This window comes from Ruminococcus sp. N15.MGS-57 (genome assembly GCF_000980385.1).
In the GTDB taxonomy this organism is placed as follows: domain Bacteria; phylum Bacillota; class Clostridia; order Oscillospirales; family Ruminococcaceae; genus Hominimerdicola; species Hominimerdicola aceti.
The window spans coordinates 15,165-34,116 of record NZ_LARF01000021.1; the positions used below are offsets into that span (position 1 = coordinate 15,165).

Sequence of the window (18,952 nt, forward strand, 5' to 3'; positions counted from 1 at the left end):
CCCTCGTTTCTGTTTTTACGGTTTACTTATCCTCTTAGTCGGTATAATAATCCTCAACAGTGTAATCAGGCATTTCCTCATATTTTGGCGGATATGTTCCTATTACCTCGAAAGCGTTTGAACGCTGCCACATGGAAGCTGTCACCATGACTTCAAAGCCCTCGCCGAAATCGCAGGCGTAGTCCATAGGCTTCCTTTTCGGAACGCCAAAGCCTGCCAGCATATTCATTATAAGACCTCCGTGGGTGCAGACCGCAACATTTGTAAGGCCCTCGTACATCATATCGGAAATGATGATGTTCAGAGCTTCATAACAGCGGTTTATTACCTCTCTTGTTGATTCACCGTTCGGCGGAGGATTGTCAAGTCCTCCTTTTATGAACTGCTCATAATCAGGGTCGTTCATAAGCTCATCAGCGGTCTTGTTCTCAAACTTGCCGAAGTCCATTTCACGAAGCTCGGGCATCTCAGCCACAAGCCTGTTAGGCTGGAGTATAGATATAGTCTGTTTGCACCTTTTTAAAGGCGAGGTGTAGACCTTCTGCACCGAAGGGTAATCATACTTTTCTATCTTTTCATAAAGCTGGTCAGCGCCCTCTCTGCACAGTGGCAAGTCGGTAGTACCGATATAACGTCCGTCAAGATTTGCCTGCGTCATTCCGTGACGGATAAATGCTATTCTGTAGCCTTTCATATTTAAAATACCTGCTTTCTTTTTCTTTTATGATAAGTGCTTTAAAACCTGCACAAATTTTTTTTACTTAAATACGTCAATTTATAGATTTTATATTTACAAATAAATAAATTTATAGTATAATAGAATAATGGTTGAAAAACCAATATGATTTTATACATGGGAGATATTACATGAGCAATGACAGCAAAGATGAGCTGACTCTCAGAATAGGTGAGAAGCTTACCGCCGCAAGGATAGAAAGCGGTTATACACAAAGCTGTGCGGCTAGAGCAGTCGGCACCAGCCAGTCTTGCATATCAGCCGTTGAACACGGCAAAAAGCAGAACGTCAATATCATCATTGCTCTTATAAAGCTTTACGGTGCTTCCTATGAAGATGTGTTCGGTTTAGTCAAGGTCAGAGAAAAAAACTCTGCGTTAGGCTGTCCGGACGAGGGAAGCGAGCTGCTGAGGGAGCTTATAAAAGACAGCGGCATAAAGGGTCTTGAAACTCAGACGGACATGGCGGTGAAAATATGCACCTATATGCTTTTGAGAAAGCTTTACTCTGAAAATCCTCACAACTCCCACAAGCTTTTTGAGCTTGACACTGAGGAAACCATGGAACGCTGTGTAAAATATCTTTCTGCTCAGCCTAAAGACCTTGACAGGATCCTTGGCATGGCAGGAAAAAAGGTGAACAGGCTCGAGGTTTCAGTGGGGAAAAATCCTGAACTAAGGGCGTTTATCAAAGAGTGCGAACACATTTTGCTCGCTTGCACATAAGAATTTTGATACCGATGTTATCATACTTCGGATATTATAACACACTTTTCAACTAATTTCAAGTGAGGTATAAAAATGAAAAAGCCTGAAAGGCGGCTGTTTGTATCGGTAGCGTGTGCGGCGGCTCTTATGGTGTGCGGAGCGGTGATGATGCACTTAGATAAAAAGCCTGACGAGGCGACTTTTTTCGCCATGGATTGCCCATGCACAGCCGCTGTTTACGGCGGCGACGCTGAGGCGGTGAAGGACAGGATAAAGGCTTTGGAAAAGCTTTATTCACCTTATGAGGAAGGCTCGGAGATATCACGGCTCAATGAGAGCGGCAGGCTTGAGCTTTCTGATGAAACTGCACAGCTTATAGAAAAGAGTATAGAGCTTACAAAAAAATACGGTGGAGCGGATATTTCTGCAGGGGCAGTGACGGAACTTTGGAACGTTACTGGCGATGAGCCGAGAGTGCCTGAGCAAAGTGAGATACAGACTGCTCTTTCCACTGTGGGATATGAGAATATAAAGTTTTCGGGGAGCGAATGTGTCCTTGAAAACGGCACACAGATAGACGTGGGCTGTGACGGAAAGGGCTTTGCCCTTGACGAAGTGAAAAAGCTTTTGGATAGTGAAAAAGCCGATTGTGCGGTGGTGAGCTTTGGCTCGTCAACGCTTCTTTACGGACAGAAGCCGGATAAAGCAGATTTCAAGGTTGCGGTCACAGACCCTTTTGATAACGATAACACCTGCCTTAGCTTCACAAGCGGCGGTGGATCTGTTTCCACTTCCGGGGGATATGAGCGTTATTTTGAAGCGCAGGGCAAAAAGTGGAGCCATATTTTTGACCTGACAACAGGCTATCCATGCGAAACAGACCTTGTTTCAGTCACTGTGATAGGGCAGAGCGGCATTGAAACCGATTTTCTGTCTACCTGCATTTTTATTGGCGGAAGCGTTGAGCTTGACAGGTGGCTCAGTGATGAAGATATAGAAGTTATTGCCATTAATGAAAATGGCATAGTTTATTGCTCTGACAGTATAAAGAGCAGGATAAGTATAAGTGATGATAAATTCAGGTTTGAATAGTCATAAAGTATGATAAGGGGGAAAATTATGAAACTCAACAGCATTTTTCTTTCCCACAAAAAGGGGACGGAAAACAGCGAAACTATCGCCATGCCGCTGCCTGCAAGAGTGAAGATATCCATGTCACAGCACATGGGAGCACCTTGCGAGCCGACAGTTGCCAAGGGTGACAGAGTGCTTGTGGGACAGGTCATAGGCGAAAGCAACGCTTTTATGTCATGCCCTGTTCACTCGTCTGTGTCAGGCACAGTGGCAGCGATATCCGAACTGCTCACAGCAGGCGGAAAGGTGTGCAAAATGGTGGAGATCGACACCGACGGAGAGCAGGAGGTATCACCTGACGTAAAGCCGCCTGTTATAACAGACAAAGCGAGCCTTTGCGAAGCCGTAAGGCAGTCAGGCTGCTGCGGAATGGGCGGTGCAGGCTTCCCGACGCACATAAAGCTCAACTTTGACGAGAACAAATACAAGGTTGATACCCTTGTTATAAACGCCGCCGAATGTGAGCCTTATATAACAAGCGACTACCGTGAGATGATGGAGAACGCTGACGATGTTATGTGCGGAATAAAGCTCGTGCGTGATATGCTGAGGCTTAAAAAGGTCGTTATCGGTATCGAGGACAACAAGCCACAGGCTATAAAGCTTATGCGTGAAAAGTCGGCTGATGATGAAAGTATCGAAGTAAAGGTGCTGAAGTCATGCTATCCTCAGGGTGCAGAAAAGGTGATAATATTCAACGCCACGGGACGTGTAGTTGGCGAGGGTCAGCTTCCGTCAGATCAGGGCGTTATCGTAATGAACGTTACCACAGCAGGCTTTATCGGCGAGTATTCCAAAACAGGTATGCCACTCATATCAAAGCGTATAACTGTTGACGGTGACGTGGTATCTACTCCATGCAATGTGAAAGTACCTATAGGAACTTCTGCGGAGGATATACTGAAATTCGGTGACTGCGATAAAGAAAAGGTTAGAAAAGCCCTTTTTGGCGGTCCTATGATGGGAATGTGCCTTTATGAGCTTGACACCCCTGTGACAAAGACCACAAACGCCATTCTTGCATTTGGTGAAAAGGCTGATAAGAAAAAGGGCATCGAGGACAGGTGCGCACAGACAAACTGTATAAAGTGCGGAAGATGTATCTCTGCTTGTCCGCTGAATCTTATGCCTACAGAGCTTGAAAAGGCTTATGACAGGCGTGATAAGGAAGCTCTTATGAAGCTCAAGGTGGGTCTTTGCATGAACTGCGGTTCGTGTTCATATGTCTGTCCTGCAAAGAGAGATCTTGCAGAGAAAAATCAGCTTGCAAAAGCTTTCATAAGAACATAAGGAGGTAAGAAAAATGGAAAAAATGCTTGTCAGCCCTTCCCCTCAGATAAGGGATAATATTTCTACCTCTAAGGTGATGACCCATGTGCTTGTGGCGCTTTGCCCTGCACTTGCAATGTCTGCCTATGTTTTCGGCGGACGTGCGCTCATGCTCACAGGCTTCTGCATGATAACGGCACTCATATGGGAAAGGCTTTGCAATCTTATAATGAAAAGACCTGATTCCACAAAGGACGTTTCGGCACTTGTGACCGGTATGCTTTTGGCGTTCAATCTCCCTGTGACAATGCCTTATTGGCAGGCTGCTATCGGCACATTCGTTGCTATCGTTATAGTAAAGCAGCTTTTCGGCGGTCTGGGACAGAATTTTGCCAACCCTGCTATCGTGGGAAGAATAGTTCTTATGCTTGCTTTCACAGGCAACATGACCCATTGGGTAGTGCCTTTCTATGATCCTGACAATATCGTAACAGGTGCAACACCTCTTGCGGCGGCACATTCCGCCCCTGCCGATTATCTCGACCTTTTCCTTGGAAAAGTAGGCGGCTGTCTTGGCGAGGTGTCTGCGGCGGCATTGCTCATTGGCGGCATATACCTTATAATGATGAAGATAATCTCAGTACATACACCTCTTGCATTTATCGGCACAGTTTTCGTGTTCTCATATCTTTGCGGCGAGGACGGCATCTATCAGATACTTGCAGGCGGCGTAATGCTCGGTGCATTCTTCATGGCAACTGACTATGTTACAACTCCTGTTACAAAAACAGGCAAGGTGATATTCGGTATCGGCTGTGGTATCATCACTTGTGTGATTCGTTTCTTCGGCTCTTATCCTGAGGGCGTTTCATTCTCCATACTGCTTATGAATATACTTACACCATATATCGACATGATAACAAAAACAAAGCCTTTAGGGGCTATATCAAAGAAGAAGGAGGCGAAGTCTGAATGAAAGATAAAATAATGCCTCCATTGGTGCTGACTATAATATGTATAGTTGTCAGCGGACTTTTGGTGCTTGCCTATAATGCCACATATGTTGACAATACAGGTGTTCTTACAGACGATATGAAAAAGGGCTGTGAGGAGATATTCGGCAAGGGCGATTATGAGATAATGCTTGACGGCGAGGGTGACAGCAAGACGCCTGTTACGTTCGACACAGAGGGCGTGAACTCCATTATCACAGACAAGGATAACGGCAGATGCGTTATCGAGATAACTGAGGACGGCTATTCAAAGGGTGGACTTCATCTGCTTATTGGTATAAACAGCGAGGGAACTGTCGAGGGGATAGAATTTCTCTCTATAGGCGAAACTCCGGGTCTTGGCACAAAGGTGCAGGACGATAGTTTTCTTTCAAAGCTAAAGGGCTTTGGTGTTGACACTGATGAAAATTCTATCGACAATGTTACCGCTGCCACCTATTCTTCAAAGGGAATGAAATCTGCGTGCAAAAAGGCTGTGAAGCTTTTTGACGAGCATAAGGAGGAGATACTCAATGGCTGAGAAAAATTCTAATCTGTATGAATTTACAAAGGGTATCATAAAGCAAAACCCGACTCTTGTTACGCTTCTTGGTATGTGTCCGACGCTTGCGGTCACAACAATGGCGAAAAACGGTATCGGCATGGGACTTGCCACAACGTTCGTGCTTGTCTGCTCAAACTTTGTTATATCCCTTTTGAAAAACGTTATCCCAAAGGCTGTAAGACTGCCTTGTTTTATCGTAATAATCGCAGGCTTCGTTACTCTTATCGAGTTTCTTATGAAAGGCTATATACCTGAGCTTTACAGTGCATTAGGCGTATTCCTGTCCCTTATCACGGTAAACTGTATTATCCTTGGCAGAGCGGAGGCTTTTGCCAGCAAGAACAAGATATTCCCGTCCATACTTGACGGACTTGGAATGGGTCTTGGATTTACACTTTCACTTTTCACAATGGGTTCTATAAGAGAGATACTTGGCACAGGCTCATGGTTCGGCTTCAAGATACCTTTCCTGTGCGACGATCCTATGACAGTGTTCATCATGCCGGCAGGCGGATTTTTCGTGCTTGGCTGTCTTATCGCACTTGTGAACAAGATAGCGAACAAGAAGCCGCCAAAGGAGATTTCCTGCTCAGGCTGTCCGAATGCGGCTTTGTGCAAGGGTCAGTGCAGAACAGAGAGTGAGGAGGCATAAAAATGAGCTACATACTTATACTTATCGGCTGTGTGTTCGTAAATAACGTTGTGCTTTCTCAGTTCATGGGAATATGTCCTTTCCTTGGCGTATCAAAGCAGATGAAATCATCTGTGGGAATGGGCGCAGCGGTAATATTCGTTATGATATGCGCAACAGCTATCACATATCCTGTATACAGACTTCTTGAGCATTTCGGTATAGAGTATCTAAAAACAGTGGCATTCATACTTGTTATAGCAATGTTCGTTCAGCTTGTTGAGATAGTCATGAAAAAGATGATGCCGCCTCTCTATAAGGCACTGGGCGTTTATCTGCCTCTTATCACAACCAACTGTGCAGTTCTCGGTGTTACTATCGGAAACATAGACAACGGCTATAATTTTCTTCAGTCCCTCACAAACGCACTTGGAACAGGACTTGCGTTTACTCTTGCCCTCTTGCTTTTCAGCGGAGTAAGAGCAAGGATAGAAAACTGCGATTTTCCTGAAACTTTCAAGGGCGTACCTGCAACGCTCATTGCGGCGTCTATCGTTTCGCTAAGCTTTATGGGCTTTTCGGGAATAATCTGATAATAATTTATCGATATGAAACGATCAAGGGTTGAATTTACAAAGCCGATGAAAAAGACCCACACTATATTGATACCATCAATGCTTGACTTCCACTTTCCGCTGCTTAAATATGCATTTCTTAGCGGCGGATATAAGTGCGACGTTATCGGGGTGAACGAATACAGTCGGTCAAAAATGATAAACGCAGGCTGGGAATATTCAAATAATGATGTCTGCTTTCCCTGCAACCTCATAATAGGACAGTTCATATGTGCATTGAAAAGCGGCAAATATGACACCGCAAAAACAGCCCTGCTGCTGCCTCAAACAGGAGGAGGGTGCAGAGCGTGCAATTACATTATGCTGCTGCGAAAAGCTCTTTTGAAAGCCGGTCTGCAAAATGTTCCTGTGGTGTCACTTAATGTCAGCGGCGTTGAGAAACACAGCGGATTTTCCATAACGCCTAAAATGGTGCTGACGGCTTGTGCAGCGATCTATTACAGTGACTTGCTTTTGTATCTTTATAATGAGCTTTCACCCTATGAACTAAAAAAGGGTGAAACGCTTGATAAAGTCCGCCTATGGAACAGCAGGCTGTCACGGTTCTTTGAACATGGCAAAGCAGCCGATCCGATCTCAATGTGCGTCATATTCCGCAAGATATGCGAAAGCTTTGCTACAATAAATTGTGATAAAAGCAGATCGGTCAAAAAGGTCGCCGTAACAGGGGAGCTTTACATAAAATTCTGTGCTCTCGGCAACGGCGAAACGGAGAAATACCTCCGTGATCTCGGTTGTCAGATATATATGAGCGGCTTTGTTCCATACATAATGTACCTTGCCGATTCCTGTACAAATGATGATAACATATACGGAAGAAAAACCTTGGCAGGTGTGGGAGCAAAAGTCCTTATTGCCTATATGAAAACGCTTTGGTGCAAAATGAATTCTGCACTTGTACAAAACGGTTTCGAGCCTATGGAAGACTATAGATCCTTGAAAAGCTACGGTGAAAACTTTGGCTGCCTTGGCGAAACAATGGGGGACGGCTGGCTTATCGGTGCAGAAATGTGTTCAGCGTTAAAGAACGGCTGCAAAGGTGTTGTGATGCTGTTGCCGTTTGGCTGCCTTGTGAGCCACACCTGTGCAAGAGGTATAATAAAGCGTATAAAAAAGCTCTACCCAGACAGCATCATAACCGCGGTCGATCACGATTCGGGAACAGCGGACGTTAATATCAAAAACCGCATTAAGATGGCCCTTGATTTTATGGATAATAATATAATGAAACACAACAAAAACTGAAATTCTGAAAGAGGAGAATGATATGGAATATTTGATCCCTTTGGCTATATTTGCCGCTTTGGGCATATTGGCAGGCGTTCTGCTGACGGTGGCTTCAAAAGTTTTTGCCGTTGAGGTGGATGAGCGTGTTGACGCTATCGCAGAAGCGCTTCCGCAGGCAAACTGTGGTGCTTGTGGCTTTTCAGGCTGTGCAGACTATGCCGATGCTATCGTGAACAAGGGTGCGGAATGTAACCTTTGCCGTCCTGGAGGCGAGGCTGCTGCAAAGAAGATAGCCGAGATAATGGGCGTTGAAGTGACTGCAGCAGAGCCACAGGTGGCTTTTGTGCGCTGTTCGGGAGATTGCTCTCATACACCGCATAAATACGATTTTGACGGCATTCAGAGCTGTGTGGCGTGCAACAGGTTTTATGACGGAAGCAAGCTTTGCACAAGCGGCTGTTTAGGCTACGGCGATTGTATCAAGGTCTGCTCTCAGGGGGCAATATCTATCGTTGACGGCATTGCCGTTATCGACAAAGCAAAGTGCATGGGCTGTGGGCTTTGCGCAAAAGCCTGTCCAAATGGTCTTATCGCAGTGAGAAGGATCTCTCAGGCTGTGGATATCTGCTGTTCATCAAGAGATGTGGGCAGAGTGACAAGGTCTGTTTGTCCTAACGGCTGTATAGGCTGTAAGCTGTGCGAGAAAAACTGTCCGTCAGGTGCCGTTACAGTGCAGAACAACCACGCTGTTATCGACTATGAAAAGTGTACAAACTGCGGAAAGTGTGCAGAGGTGTGCCGTGTCCACGCTATCAGGTCTATCATGGGCGAAAAAGTGGAAGTGCAGTAAAATATTTTGCTTTAAAGGCTCTCTTGACGTTTATACGTCAGGGGAGCTTTTTTTGTGCCAAAAATACACAGCCAAATTTGTGCAGTGTTCACGAAAAGTTTAGTATTTGTTGACAGATACTTATAAATGATTTATAATACTATTTGTACGAATAATTGTCAGCGGCAAGAAAAATATAGCCGAACTTTAAGGAGAACACAGCAGAATGAACATTAAAGGCAACAGAATTATCAGTGAAAAAAACGTTTTCAGACGGATAGCGGCACTTTTGACAACGCTCTTGCTCGTTATCACAGCGATTCCCGAGGGCTTCTCTACGGCTATAACATCGGTGGCAGAAGCGGCAGATACGGCTGTGACAGGTGCGTATTTTGATACAGACGGCATGGAAATCGTCACTTATAACGTGGTTAATGACTTCGGTGCAGACAACACAGGAAACGCCATGACCGAAAAGCAGATACAGCAGGCACTTGACGCTGCACAGGAAAATTCAGGACAGGGCATTTTCACAAAGGTCGTGATACCAAAGGGAACGTATCTTATTTCTTCTGCACTTGTGGTATACAGCGGTACTTGGATATACTGTGAAGAGGGCGTTGAGATAAAAAGGTGCATTTCCTATGGACCTATGCTCAGGTGTGATAATAATGGTGTCGGCGGCTATGACGGCATTAAAAATGTTATCGTCGAGGGTGGGCTTTGGAACGGAAACACAGATCAGTGGCCAAATACCGCAGATTTTTCAAATATCAGATTTGCACATTGCAGAAATATTCTTCTGAAAGATATGCACGTCAAAAATAACGAGAACGGTCATCATATGGAGATAGGCGGTGCGGCTGACGTCACCATAGAGGGCTGTACTTTTACAGGATATACAGGCTACAGGAAAAAAGAAGCCATTCAGCTTGATTGCATGAACAACAGCAGAGTTTTTGCAGGCTATGCGCCTTTTGACGATACATCATGCGAAAATGTGGTCATAAAGAATAATCTTTTCTCAGGCATTTGCAGAGGTCTTGGTTCTCATTCCGCCACTCTGGGTATCTATTATACAGATATCCTTATTGAGGGCAACGTTTTTGAGAACCTCGACGATGTGGCAATGATAATGTACAATTATAAGAATTGTACCATAACAAATAACACTATCACAAACTGCGCAAGCGGTATAGAGTTCAAGGCAATGTCCAGCCTGCCTAACAACAATTTCAATCCCCCTGTGGTGAAGTCTATGGAGGAAGCAGTTGACGGCTTTGAGGACGACGCAAACTCTGTTATTTCATCTAACACTATCTCTGTAAGCGGTGATGACGAATATGGCATTACAAGCGGCATACGCCTGACAGGGTATGAGGTCAAGGACAATGGTGTTATCCCTGACTATAATTTCAGAGTGGCAGGAGTAAAGATCCTTGAAAATCGAATCGAGAGCAACGGAACCACTATCGCACTTAATGACGCTGAGAATTGCAGTATCGAATCAAATATTCTCGTTACAAAGCAGGACGGTGTTAATTACAAGGATAAAAATGGTCTTACTCTCAACGAGTGCGACAATATAAAGATAACAGATAACTATATTTCAGGCTCAGCCAGAAACGGTGCTTCCGTTACTGACAGCTCAGGGAATACCCTTGAGAACAATACCATAGAGAACGTTGGAATGAACGGAATAAATATCTACAACGGCTCTGAGAACAATATTGCAAGCTCAAACAGCGTAAATTCAGCGAAAAAGCATGGTATAGCAGTGGCTGCAAATTCTTCCGCTGTGATAAAGTCCAACAGCATTTCAAAGGCGGGGGACACGGGCATTCTTATTTATAACGGATCAAAGGGCGAGTGCTCAGGCAACAAAGTTAAAAATGCCGTGGGGCATGGTATCGTGTTCAGCAAGAACGCTTCTGGCAAGGCGGCTTCAAACACTGTTTCTGGCGCAGGCAAGCATGGCGTGCTTGTTACAGATCACTGCGGCAGTGTGGCTCTAAGCTCAAATAAGATATCAAACAGCAAGCAGAACGGCATTTGCGTGTCAAATTACAGCAGTTCTGTGAGTGTAAATTCAAACAGCATAAGTGGCTCAGGAAAAAGCGGCATAAGCGTAAGCTCTCACAGCAAGGCTTCGCTGAAAGACAACGCTGTGAACGGCTCAAAGTCTGCGGCAGTGTCAAAGAGCGCTGATTCTTCTATCAGCCTGCCGAAAGTATCAGGATTGTCTGTTAATTCTGTGAATAACACGGATATACAGATCAGCTTTTCTGGCAGATCAACTAACAAATGCGGTTATGAGATATACAGGAAAACAGGCGCAAAGGGAAAATATTCTGCCGTGGGGACTACTGCAAAAGGAAAGTTTACAGATGGATTTTTCAAGGCGAACACAGATTATTATTACAAAGTACGCTGTTATGAAACTGTGTCAGGCAAGAGGGTATACGGTAGATATTCCGATGAGATAAAGGTAAGATCAGCAACGAAAAGATCTGTCGGGAAGGCGTCTGTCAAGGTGTCAGATCAGGTGTGGACAGGTAAGGCGTTGAAGCCTGCTGTCACTGTAAAGGACGGAAATGTCACCCTCAAAAAGGACAGTGACTATACTGTAAGCTACTCCGCAAACAAGGGCATAGGCACTGCTAAGGTGACTGTCACAGGGAAGGGAAGCTACACAGGTAAGATAACAAAGACTTTCAAGATAAACCCACAGGGACAGAGCATTTCTGCCAAGGGCGACAAGAGCGGAAAGAAGATAGCGGTCACTCTTGCAAAGCACAGCTCAAATTCAGGCTATCAGGTGTTATATGCCGACAACAGTGGCTTTAAGAACAGCAAGTCCTTGTGGCTCAGCGGAAACTCAAAGAACAAAGGCACAATAAAAGGTCTTAAAAGCAAAAAGACATATTACGTCAAGGCAAGGGATTATAAGACAATTGGCAAGACCAAAGTGTACGGCAAGTGGTCGGCTGTGAAGAAGGTAAGTATTTAGGGCAAAAAATTTTCCAAGCCGATTGACAAGGCTCTTATAATGTGGTATAATTCAAGATATGACAAGGAAGGTGAATATAATGACCAATGTTGTAAAGGGCGATCAGGTAAAGGATTCATACGGCAAGATCTATGATGTTATCGAAGTTCATGAGCATAATGTTATGGTGCTTGAGCCGGGTAAACCATACTGGGAGCGTATCTGCATGGGACGTTTTGATTTCGACTCATATTTCAGAAGAGCAGATGAGCCTATGACAGATGATATGCCTCGTCCAATGGGCATCGATGAAGAAGATTTCGATGAGGACGAAGAGGAAGAAGAATAAGATTTATTGCGGTTGGCTTTTGTCAGCCGCATTTTTATTGCACAAAAACGCCACGGAGATATTCTCTCCGTGGCGTTTTTCTTTGGGCGGAATAGCCCCTTTTATGCTGTTTCTTCTGCGAAGTTTCCTGTGTAGAGCTGATAATACTTGCCCTTTTTGGCAATAAGCTCGTCATGTGTGCCACGCTCGATTATCCTGCCCTGCTCAAGTACCATTATGCAGTCTGAGTTTCTGACAGTTGAAAGTCTGTGGGCGATAACGAATGTTGTTCTGCCCTGCATGAGAGCGTCCATACCAGCCTGTACAAGACTCTCTGTTCTTGTGTCGATAGAGGAGGTAGCCTCATCAAGTATAAGAACAGGAGGATCGCCGACTGCCGCTCTTGCAATGGCTATGAGCTGACGCTGACCCTGTGAAAGGTTAGAGCCGTCACCTGTGAGAACAGTGTTGTAGCCGTCAGGAAGTCTTTCTATAAAGCCGTTTGCGTTTGCAAGTCTTGCGGCTGCCATACATTCCTCGTCGGTGGCGTCAAGGTTGCCGTAGCGGATATTTTCCATTACTGTGCCTGTGAAAAGGTGTGTGTCCTGCAAAACTATGCCGAGAGTTTTTCTCAGAGCAGGTTTCTTTATCTTTGTAATGTTTATTCCGTCATAGCGTATCTTGCCGTCCTGAATGTCATAAAAGCGGTTGATAAGATTTGTGATAGTTGTCTTTCCTGCGCCTGTTGAGCCAACAAAAGCTATCTTCTGACCAGGCTTTGCAAAAAGCTTTACGTCATGAAGAACGATCTTGCTGTCATCATATCCGAAGTCAACACCGTCAAATACGACCTCGCCCTCCATTTTTTTGTAGTCAACAGTGCCGTCAGCCTGATGACGATGCTTCCAAGCCCATATGCCTGTACGCTCTTTGCACTCTTCAAGCTCACCGTTCAGGTTATATTTTGCATTAACGAACTCAACATAGCCCTCGTCTGTTTCAGGCTTCTGGTCGAGGAGGTCAAACACTCTGCCTGCGCCTGCGGTAGCCTGAACAACGAATGCCATTTGCTGGCTTATCTGTGTGATAGGCTGTGTGAAGTTCTTGTTAAGGGATACAAATGTTACGATAGTGCCGAGGGTAAGACCTGCATAGCCGTTTATGGCAAGGATAGCTCCCACAATGGCACAAAGCACATAGCTGAGGTTTCCGATATTTGCGTTTATCGGCATCATGATGTTAGCGTACTTGTTAGCTTCGTTTGCGCTGACTCTCAGCTTGTCATTTATCTTTACAAAGTCTTCTATTGCTTTATCCTCGTGACAGAACACTTTTACTACTTTCTGTCCGTCAAGCATTTCTTCGATAAAGCCGTCAACTGCGCCAAGGTCACGCTGCTGAGCCGCAAAGTGCGCTCCTGACTTTGAAGCGAGATCGTTGGTCACCTTTACCATTACAAATGCCATTGCGATAGAGAGTATGGTAAGAGGAATGTTGAGGACTATCATGGAAACGAGGGTGGATATAAGTGTTGCAAGAGAGTTTATAAGCTGAGGTATGCTCTGGCTGATAAACTGTCTGAGAGTATCAACGTCATTTGTGTATACTGACATGATGTCACCGTGCGGGTGCGTGTCAAAATACTTGATAGGAAGTGTTTCCATGTTGAGAAACAGATCATCTCTTATGTTTCTCAGCGTACCCTGACCGATGTTTACCATTATCCTGTTGTATGCGTATGAAGCCGCAATGCCCACAACGTATACTACTGCAAGACCGCCGAGAGCCTTTGCAAGTGGTGAAAAATCATGGCTGGAGGTCTTTAGCATCGGTGTGATGTAGTCATCAACAAGTGACTGCATGAACATCATTCCCGCAAGTGTGGTGACAGCCTGAATAAGTATGCATGCCACAACTATTATAAATGAGATTTTATAGTTTTTGAGCATATATTTCATTACTCTGCCGAGGACTTTCATCTGGTCGCCTGACATTTTAGGCTTGCCGCCCATTTCTTTATTCATTGGCTTAGGCATTTAAGCTTCCTCCTTTCCTGCTGACTGAACGTCGAAATCTCCGCCGCCCTTTACCTGAGATTCATATATCTCACGGTATATCTCGTTTGTTTCAACAAGCTTTTCGTGTGTGTCAAAGCCGTTTACTCTGCCACCGTCAAGAACTATTATCCTGTCGGCGTCCTGGACGCTTGAGATCCTCTGTGCGATAATGAACTTTGTTGTGCCTGGGATAGACTTTGCGAATGCCGCTCTTATCTTTGCGTCTGTTGCAGTGTCTACTGCGCTTGTGGAGTCGTCAAGGATAAGAACCTTTGGCTTTTTCAGAAGCGCTCTTGCAATACAAAGTCGCTGCTTCTGTCCGCCTGATACGTTTGTGCCGCCCTGTTCGATATAAGTTTCATACTTTTCAGGAAAGCGTTCAATGAACTCGTCAGCGCAGGCAGCCTCACAGGCTTCGATACACTCGGCGTCTGTGGCGTTTTCGCTGCCCCAGCGTAGGTTGTCAAGGATAGTGCCTGAGAAAAGCACGTTTTTCTGCAATACTACAGAAACCTGATCTCTAAGATATTCCATATCGTAATCTCTTACGTCCTTGCCGCCAACGCATACAGAACCTTCGTCAACGTCATAAAGACGGCTGATAAGATTTACAAGGCTTGTTTTTCCGCAGCCTGTTGAACCTATGATGCCGATAGTTTCGCCAGACTTGATGTGCAGGTCGATATTGTTAAGCACCATTTTTCCGCTTCCATGCTTGTATGAGAAGCTTACATTGTTGAAGTCAACAGAGCCGTCTTTCATATCCTTTGCTGGGTTCTCACCGTTGTGAAGATCAGGTGTTTCCTTGAGTATCTCTGAGATACGTCTGATACTTGCTGTACTCATTGATATCATAACGAATATCGTAGAGAGCATCATAAGTGACATCATGGCGGAGATAACATATGTAAAAACAGATGAAAGCTCGCCTGTTTTCATAGTGCCTGCAACAACATTCTTTGCGCCAAGCCAGCTTATGAGCATTATGCAGGAGTAGATAACGAACATCATAACAGGGCTGTTCAGTGCGATAAGGCTCTCAGCCTTTACGAACATCTTATAGAGATTGCCTGAGGCTTTCTTGAATTTCTTCTGCTCGAAGTCCTCTCTTACATATGCCTTTACAACTCTGATAGCCGATACGTTTTCCTGTATGCTTGCGTTAAGGTCGTCATACTTTTTGAAAGCCTCTGTGAAAACTTTCATCGTCTTTTTAACGATGATTCCAAGAACTATGCCAAGAAGAACGATAGCTGCAAGGAATATGGTGCTCATTGAGCCGCTTACTGCAAAGCACATTGCCATTGAGCAGATGAGCATCAGCGGCGCTCTCACTGCGATACGGATTATCATTTGGTATGCGTTCTGAACGTTTGTAACGTCAGTTGTCATTCTTGTTACAAGACCTGCGGTGCTGAATTTGTCGATGTTTGAGAACGAATAGGTCTGCACCTTGCGGTAGATAGCTTCACGAAGATTGCAGGCAAAGCCTGATGAAGCCGAAGCCGCATATTTTCCTGCAAGAAAGCCAGAAAGCAGGCTGACCATTGCCGCCACTACCATTACGCCACCGAAAATATAAACGTTTGTCATGTTGCCCTTTTCAATGCCGTCGTCGATTATCTTCGCCATTATAAAAGGCAGAAGCATTTCCATAAAGACCTCAAGTGCGGTAAAGACAGGGGTCAGAATGGAGTCCTTCTTGTACTGTTTGATCTGTGCTAGTATTTCTTTCAAGCCAGATCCCTCCTCTCGCTTATTTTTATATTGTATTGTCTATCATTTTTTTCTGGAGCCGTTCCATTTCGTCAAGCTCCTGATCTGTAAAATTACGGAAAGCCATTGTTTCTATCTTTTTAAGACAGTCGCAAATGTCCTGCTGTAGGGTATAGGCTTTCTCGGTTGCTATTATCTTCTTGTGACGCTCGTCATCATCACTGCCCTCATAGGATAGATATCCTCCTGCACGGAGCTTTTTTATAAGCCCTGATACCGTCGCACGGGAAATATTCAGATCGTGGTGTATCGCCGTTGAGAAAACAGGCTCGCCATTATGTTCCATTATGTACATAAGCACATGGCTCTGAGCGGCGGTTATACCCTTGCCTGCGAGCATGGTGTTTATCTCGCATTCTATTTTCAGATGAATGTATTTGGAATACCGCAGAATGTTCTTTTTTCTGTTATCCGCCAAATTGTTCGCCTCCTTACATTTTTGCACCTAACATTTTGCTTTAATTAATAATATCACACTTTTACTTGAATGTAAAATACAAATATGTTATAATGAATAAAAGAATTTTATAGATTGCTATCAAATTTAATTTTTATTAAGAATTGTTTACCAAACGAAACAATTTGCGGAAATGAGCAAACATAAAGGGGCGTTTTTTGTGAATACTGTACAATTGGAGTGCTTTTTGGCTGTGGCGCAGTATCTTAACTTTTCCAAGGCGGCGGAATCTGTGAGCATCACTCAGCCTGCGGTGAGCCACCAGATAGGTTCTTTGGAGGACGAGCTAGGGGTGAAGCTTTTCGTGCGAACGAGCAAGAGCGTTTCGCTCACAAGAGAGGGTATAATGTTTATTTCAGACGCAGAGCAGATACTTAAAATAGCAGGCTCAGCAAAATTCAGGCTGTCAGAAAAGCCTGAGGACGAACCTGTGAGGATAAGCATAGGCTGTCACAATCAGGCGGAGCTGAACGTTTTGACTCCTGCCCTAAGAGAAATGTCCAGGCTTTATGATGATCTTTTGCCGTATATAGATCTTACTCCGTTCAAGTCTATAGACAATCAGCTCAAAGATCAGAAGATACAGCTTCTTCTGTCATTTAAAAGTCCTCATAAACAGCCTTTTGACTATGTGGAGCTTTGCCGCTGTCAGTTTATGTGCCTTTGCCAGAAAGATCATCCCCTTGCAAAGGCGGATAGCCTTGATGTGGACGATATCTCAGGCAGACCTATTTTTATAGAGCGCCACACCTGTCCTGACGAGATATTTGCCTTGCAGCACAGGATACTTGCGAACGGCAAGGTGGATAAGATAATATTCTGTGGAGATTATGAAAGCGCAGTTGCAATGGCGGAAGCGGGGCTGGGTTTTATGATTTTCCCCGCCATAGGGGACGCTTACAAAGGTCCGCTAAAAGCGATACCAATAAAAGGCGTGAAAGATATATCTTTCGGTGTCTATTATCTCAGGTCGCAGCTTGAACAGCAGGCAAAGGATATGCTTGGGATACTCAAAAATCAGTTTGCAAAATAAAAGCACTGTATCGGTGGGTGATACAGTGCTGTGAATGTAAAAAAACTTTGATAAGTGAGCTGTCGAGGACGCCAGCCCCTACAAATGATGTATATACGCTGTTTTGCGTAGGGTCAAACGTTGGCCACCCGCATTTTTTATGACACATTCTGTAAATATTCTTCAAGGCAGAGGCCATTTTTATACATTTCCTTTGCCGCCTTTTCGCCAACATATCTGTAGTGCCATTCTTCTGGGATAATGCCGGTAATATCCTGCTTTTCGGCTGTGTAACGCTCTATAAAGCCATATTTGTAGCTGTTTTTGGCGAGCCAATCCCATACTTCCTGATTTGTAACTCTGCTGTCACCGCTTGCGATATCGACGCACAAACCAAGCTCGTGTTCGCTTGTGCCGGGCATCGCCACCCATTCTTCCGCATAGGCTTTCGCCTTTTTGTCGCTGTAGCCTATTTTCTGATAGTGTTCATATTTGCTCTCAAGTATGTCCTGCTGATCCTTTGCGGTGCGGAACGATGATGTGATAGTTGGATATATCCCCTGCGAGCGTGCGTCATCAAACATTTTCTGAAGCTGTGGGTAAATGCGGCAGTCCACTGCATGACCATTGTCAAGGGCGGTGAGTATCACTGAGCAATTCTCACATATAGGCGTGTCGTTGTTCACCAATGTGAGCTGCCAGTCCTGCCGGGCATTATACTCCGCAAGCTGAGATGAAGTCACGCTGTCGTCATAGGTGTATTCCACTGATGCAGGAGTGAACTGCTTCTTGGGCTTCATATCAGGAATGTAATATCTGTATATAAGCAATGCCACAACCAAAATAATGATTGCAGTGGCGATTACGATATGCTTTTTGTTTTTATTTGTCATAATGACCGCTCCTTTGCTTTTGCTGTATCAATGATACCATACTAAAGAAGCTTTCGCACGAGTATTAGCTTAACTGTTTCATAAGATTTTCTTAATGTGTCGGACTAGCGTTAAGCTTTTGCCGGTGATAACAAATTTTGCATGACGATTTGTGCATATCGACGATTTTATAGAAAAGGTCTTGACTTGGAGTTAACTCCAGGTGGTAAAATGTAATTGAAAAATCAATAGGCAGTATCACATAAACCCATGTGGTGTTGTTAAAAGGAGAAAGCTATGACTATTTCTGAAGTTAGTGAGAAATATGGGCTTACACCCGATACACTGAGATACTATGAGCGTATAGGACTTATTCCGCCTGTGCCGAGAACGAGAAGCGGTCTTAGGGACTATGATGAAAGTTCATGCAATTGGATAGAGTTCATAAAGTGCATGAGAGGCGCAGGTCTGCAAATAGAAGCCCTTATCGAGTATGTTGCTTTGTATCAGCAGGGCGACAGCACTATCGAGGCAAGAAAAAATCTGCTTATCGAGCAGAGAAAAGATCTCCTTGAAAAGCAGGCTGAGATAGCTGCGACTATTGACAGACTCAACTATAAGATAGATAATTACGAAAAGATATGCGCTAAGGTCATAAAGTGACGGATAAGGTTTTGTTACAAAGGGGCTGTAAAAAAAGTCCCCAAGAAAAAAGGCTGCGATCTTGCCAAAAAGC

At 44.5% G+C, this 18,952-nt stretch carries 18 protein-coding genes; 13 read left to right on the plus strand and 5 right to left on the minus strand.

What is annotated here, in order from left to right; all coding sequences use genetic code 11:
* Positions 1-34: 34 nt before the first annotated feature.
* Complete coding sequence (locus tag WS40_RS06120) at positions 35-694, minus strand: histidine phosphatase family protein (RefSeq protein WP_038670785.1); 660 nt, start codon at positions 692-694, stop codon at positions 35-37.
* Between the two features lie 173 nt (positions 695-867).
* Between WS40_RS06120 and WS40_RS06125 the strand changes: the two genes are divergently transcribed.
* The 11 genes from WS40_RS06125 (at position 868) to WS40_RS06175 (ending at position 12,063) form a co-directional block, all read left to right on the plus strand.
* Positions 868-1,461, plus strand: coding sequence for a helix-turn-helix transcriptional regulator (locus tag WS40_RS06125; RefSeq protein ID WP_046441050.1), 594 nt, complete (start codon positions 868-870; stop codon positions 1,459-1,461).
* A gap of 75 nt (positions 1,462-1,536) precedes the next feature.
* The gene (locus tag WS40_RS06130; protein ID WP_046441052.1) at positions 1,537-2,535 is read left to right on the plus strand and encodes an FAD:protein FMN transferase; all 999 of its coding nucleotides are present in this window, start codon (positions 1,537-1,539) and stop codon (positions 2,533-2,535) included.
* Positions 2,536-2,562: 27 nt separating this feature from the next.
* Positions 2,563-3,867 carry an electron transport complex subunit RsxC gene (rsxC, locus tag WS40_RS06135; RefSeq protein WP_046441054.1) on the plus strand — a complete coding sequence of 435 codons (1,305 nt, stop codon included), beginning with the start codon at positions 2,563-2,565 and terminating at the stop codon, positions 3,865-3,867.
* 13 nt (positions 3,868-3,880) lie between these two features.
* Positions 3,881-4,822, plus strand: coding sequence for an RnfABCDGE type electron transport complex subunit D (locus WS40_RS06140; RefSeq protein WP_022288502.1), 942 nt, complete (start codon positions 3,881-3,883; stop codon positions 4,820-4,822).
* Entirely contained in the window at positions 4,819-5,379 is a 561-nt protein-coding gene (locus WS40_RS06145) for an FMN-binding protein (protein ID WP_022288501.1), read from the plus strand. Before WS40_RS06140 ends, WS40_RS06145 begins: the two co-directional genes overlap by 4 nt.
* Positions 5,372-6,055 (plus strand): electron transport complex subunit RsxE, encoded by a 684-nt coding sequence (gene rsxE / locus WS40_RS06150; protein WP_022288500.1) that lies wholly within the window; start codon positions 5,372-5,374, stop codon positions 6,053-6,055. The genes WS40_RS06145 and rsxE overlap by 8 nt, the downstream gene beginning before the upstream one ends.
* Before the next feature lie 2 nt (positions 6,056-6,057).
* The gene (locus tag WS40_RS06155) at positions 6,058-6,627 is read left to right on the plus strand and encodes an electron transport complex protein RnfA (RefSeq protein WP_022288499.1); all 570 of its coding nucleotides are present in this window, start codon (positions 6,058-6,060) and stop codon (positions 6,625-6,627) included.
* A 15-nt stretch (positions 6,628-6,642) separates the two neighbouring features.
* The gene (locus WS40_RS06160) at positions 6,643-7,914 is read left to right on the plus strand and encodes a 2-hydroxyacyl-CoA dehydratase (RefSeq protein ID WP_046441056.1); all 1,272 of its coding nucleotides are present in this window, start codon (positions 6,643-6,645) and stop codon (positions 7,912-7,914) included.
* Between the two features lie 22 nt (positions 7,915-7,936).
* Positions 7,937-8,746 carry an RnfABCDGE type electron transport complex subunit B gene (locus tag WS40_RS06165; protein ID WP_046441059.1) on the plus strand — a complete coding sequence of 270 codons (810 nt, stop codon included), beginning with the start codon at positions 7,937-7,939 and terminating at the stop codon, positions 8,744-8,746.
* A 205-nt stretch (positions 8,747-8,951) separates the two neighbouring features.
* Positions 8,952-11,735, plus strand: coding sequence for a right-handed parallel beta-helix repeat-containing protein (locus WS40_RS11480; RefSeq protein WP_325208456.1), 2,784 nt, complete (start codon positions 8,952-8,954; stop codon positions 11,733-11,735).
* 79 nt (positions 11,736-11,814) lie between these two features.
* Complete coding sequence (locus WS40_RS06175) at positions 11,815-12,063, plus strand: hypothetical protein (RefSeq protein WP_022288495.1); 249 nt, start codon at positions 11,815-11,817, stop codon at positions 12,061-12,063.
* 101 nt (positions 12,064-12,164) lie between these two features.
* Here WS40_RS06175 and WS40_RS06180 read toward each other — a convergent pair whose 3' ends face one another.
* The 3 genes from WS40_RS06180 to WS40_RS06190 are packed head-to-tail and all read right to left on the minus strand — an operon-like array spanning position 12,165 to position 16,293.
* Positions 12,165-14,078: an ABC transporter ATP-binding protein gene (locus WS40_RS06180; RefSeq protein WP_410065667.1), complete on the minus strand. Its 1,914-nt coding sequence runs from the start codon at positions 14,076-14,078 to the stop codon at positions 12,165-12,167.
* Positions 14,079-15,836, minus strand: coding sequence for an ABC transporter ATP-binding protein (locus WS40_RS06185; RefSeq protein WP_046441061.1), 1,758 nt, complete (start codon positions 15,834-15,836; stop codon positions 14,079-14,081). It abuts the gene before it with no gap.
* A gap of 25 nt (positions 15,837-15,861) precedes the next feature.
* Positions 15,862-16,293 (minus strand): MarR family winged helix-turn-helix transcriptional regulator, encoded by a 432-nt coding sequence (locus WS40_RS06190; RefSeq protein WP_022288492.1) that lies wholly within the window; start codon positions 16,291-16,293, stop codon positions 15,862-15,864.
* 199 nt (positions 16,294-16,492) lie between these two features.
* Between WS40_RS06190 and WS40_RS06195 the strand changes: the two genes are divergently transcribed.
* Complete coding sequence (locus WS40_RS06195; RefSeq protein ID WP_046441063.1) at positions 16,493-17,365, plus strand: LysR family transcriptional regulator; 873 nt, start codon at positions 16,493-16,495, stop codon at positions 17,363-17,365.
* 137 nt (positions 17,366-17,502) lie between these two features.
* Here the strand turns inward: WS40_RS06195 and WS40_RS06200 are convergent, their stop codons facing one another.
* Positions 17,503-18,237 (minus strand): M15 family metallopeptidase, encoded by a 735-nt coding sequence (locus WS40_RS06200; protein ID WP_325208457.1) that lies wholly within the window; start codon positions 18,235-18,237, stop codon positions 17,503-17,505.
* Between the two features lie 276 nt (positions 18,238-18,513).
* Here WS40_RS06200 and WS40_RS06205 point away from each other — a divergent pair, with 276 nt between their 5' ends.
* Positions 18,514-18,879: a MerR family transcriptional regulator gene (locus WS40_RS06205; RefSeq protein WP_022288488.1), complete on the plus strand. Its 366-nt coding sequence runs from the start codon at positions 18,514-18,516 to the stop codon at positions 18,877-18,879.
* The last annotated feature ends 73 nt before the right edge of the window (positions 18,880-18,952 follow it).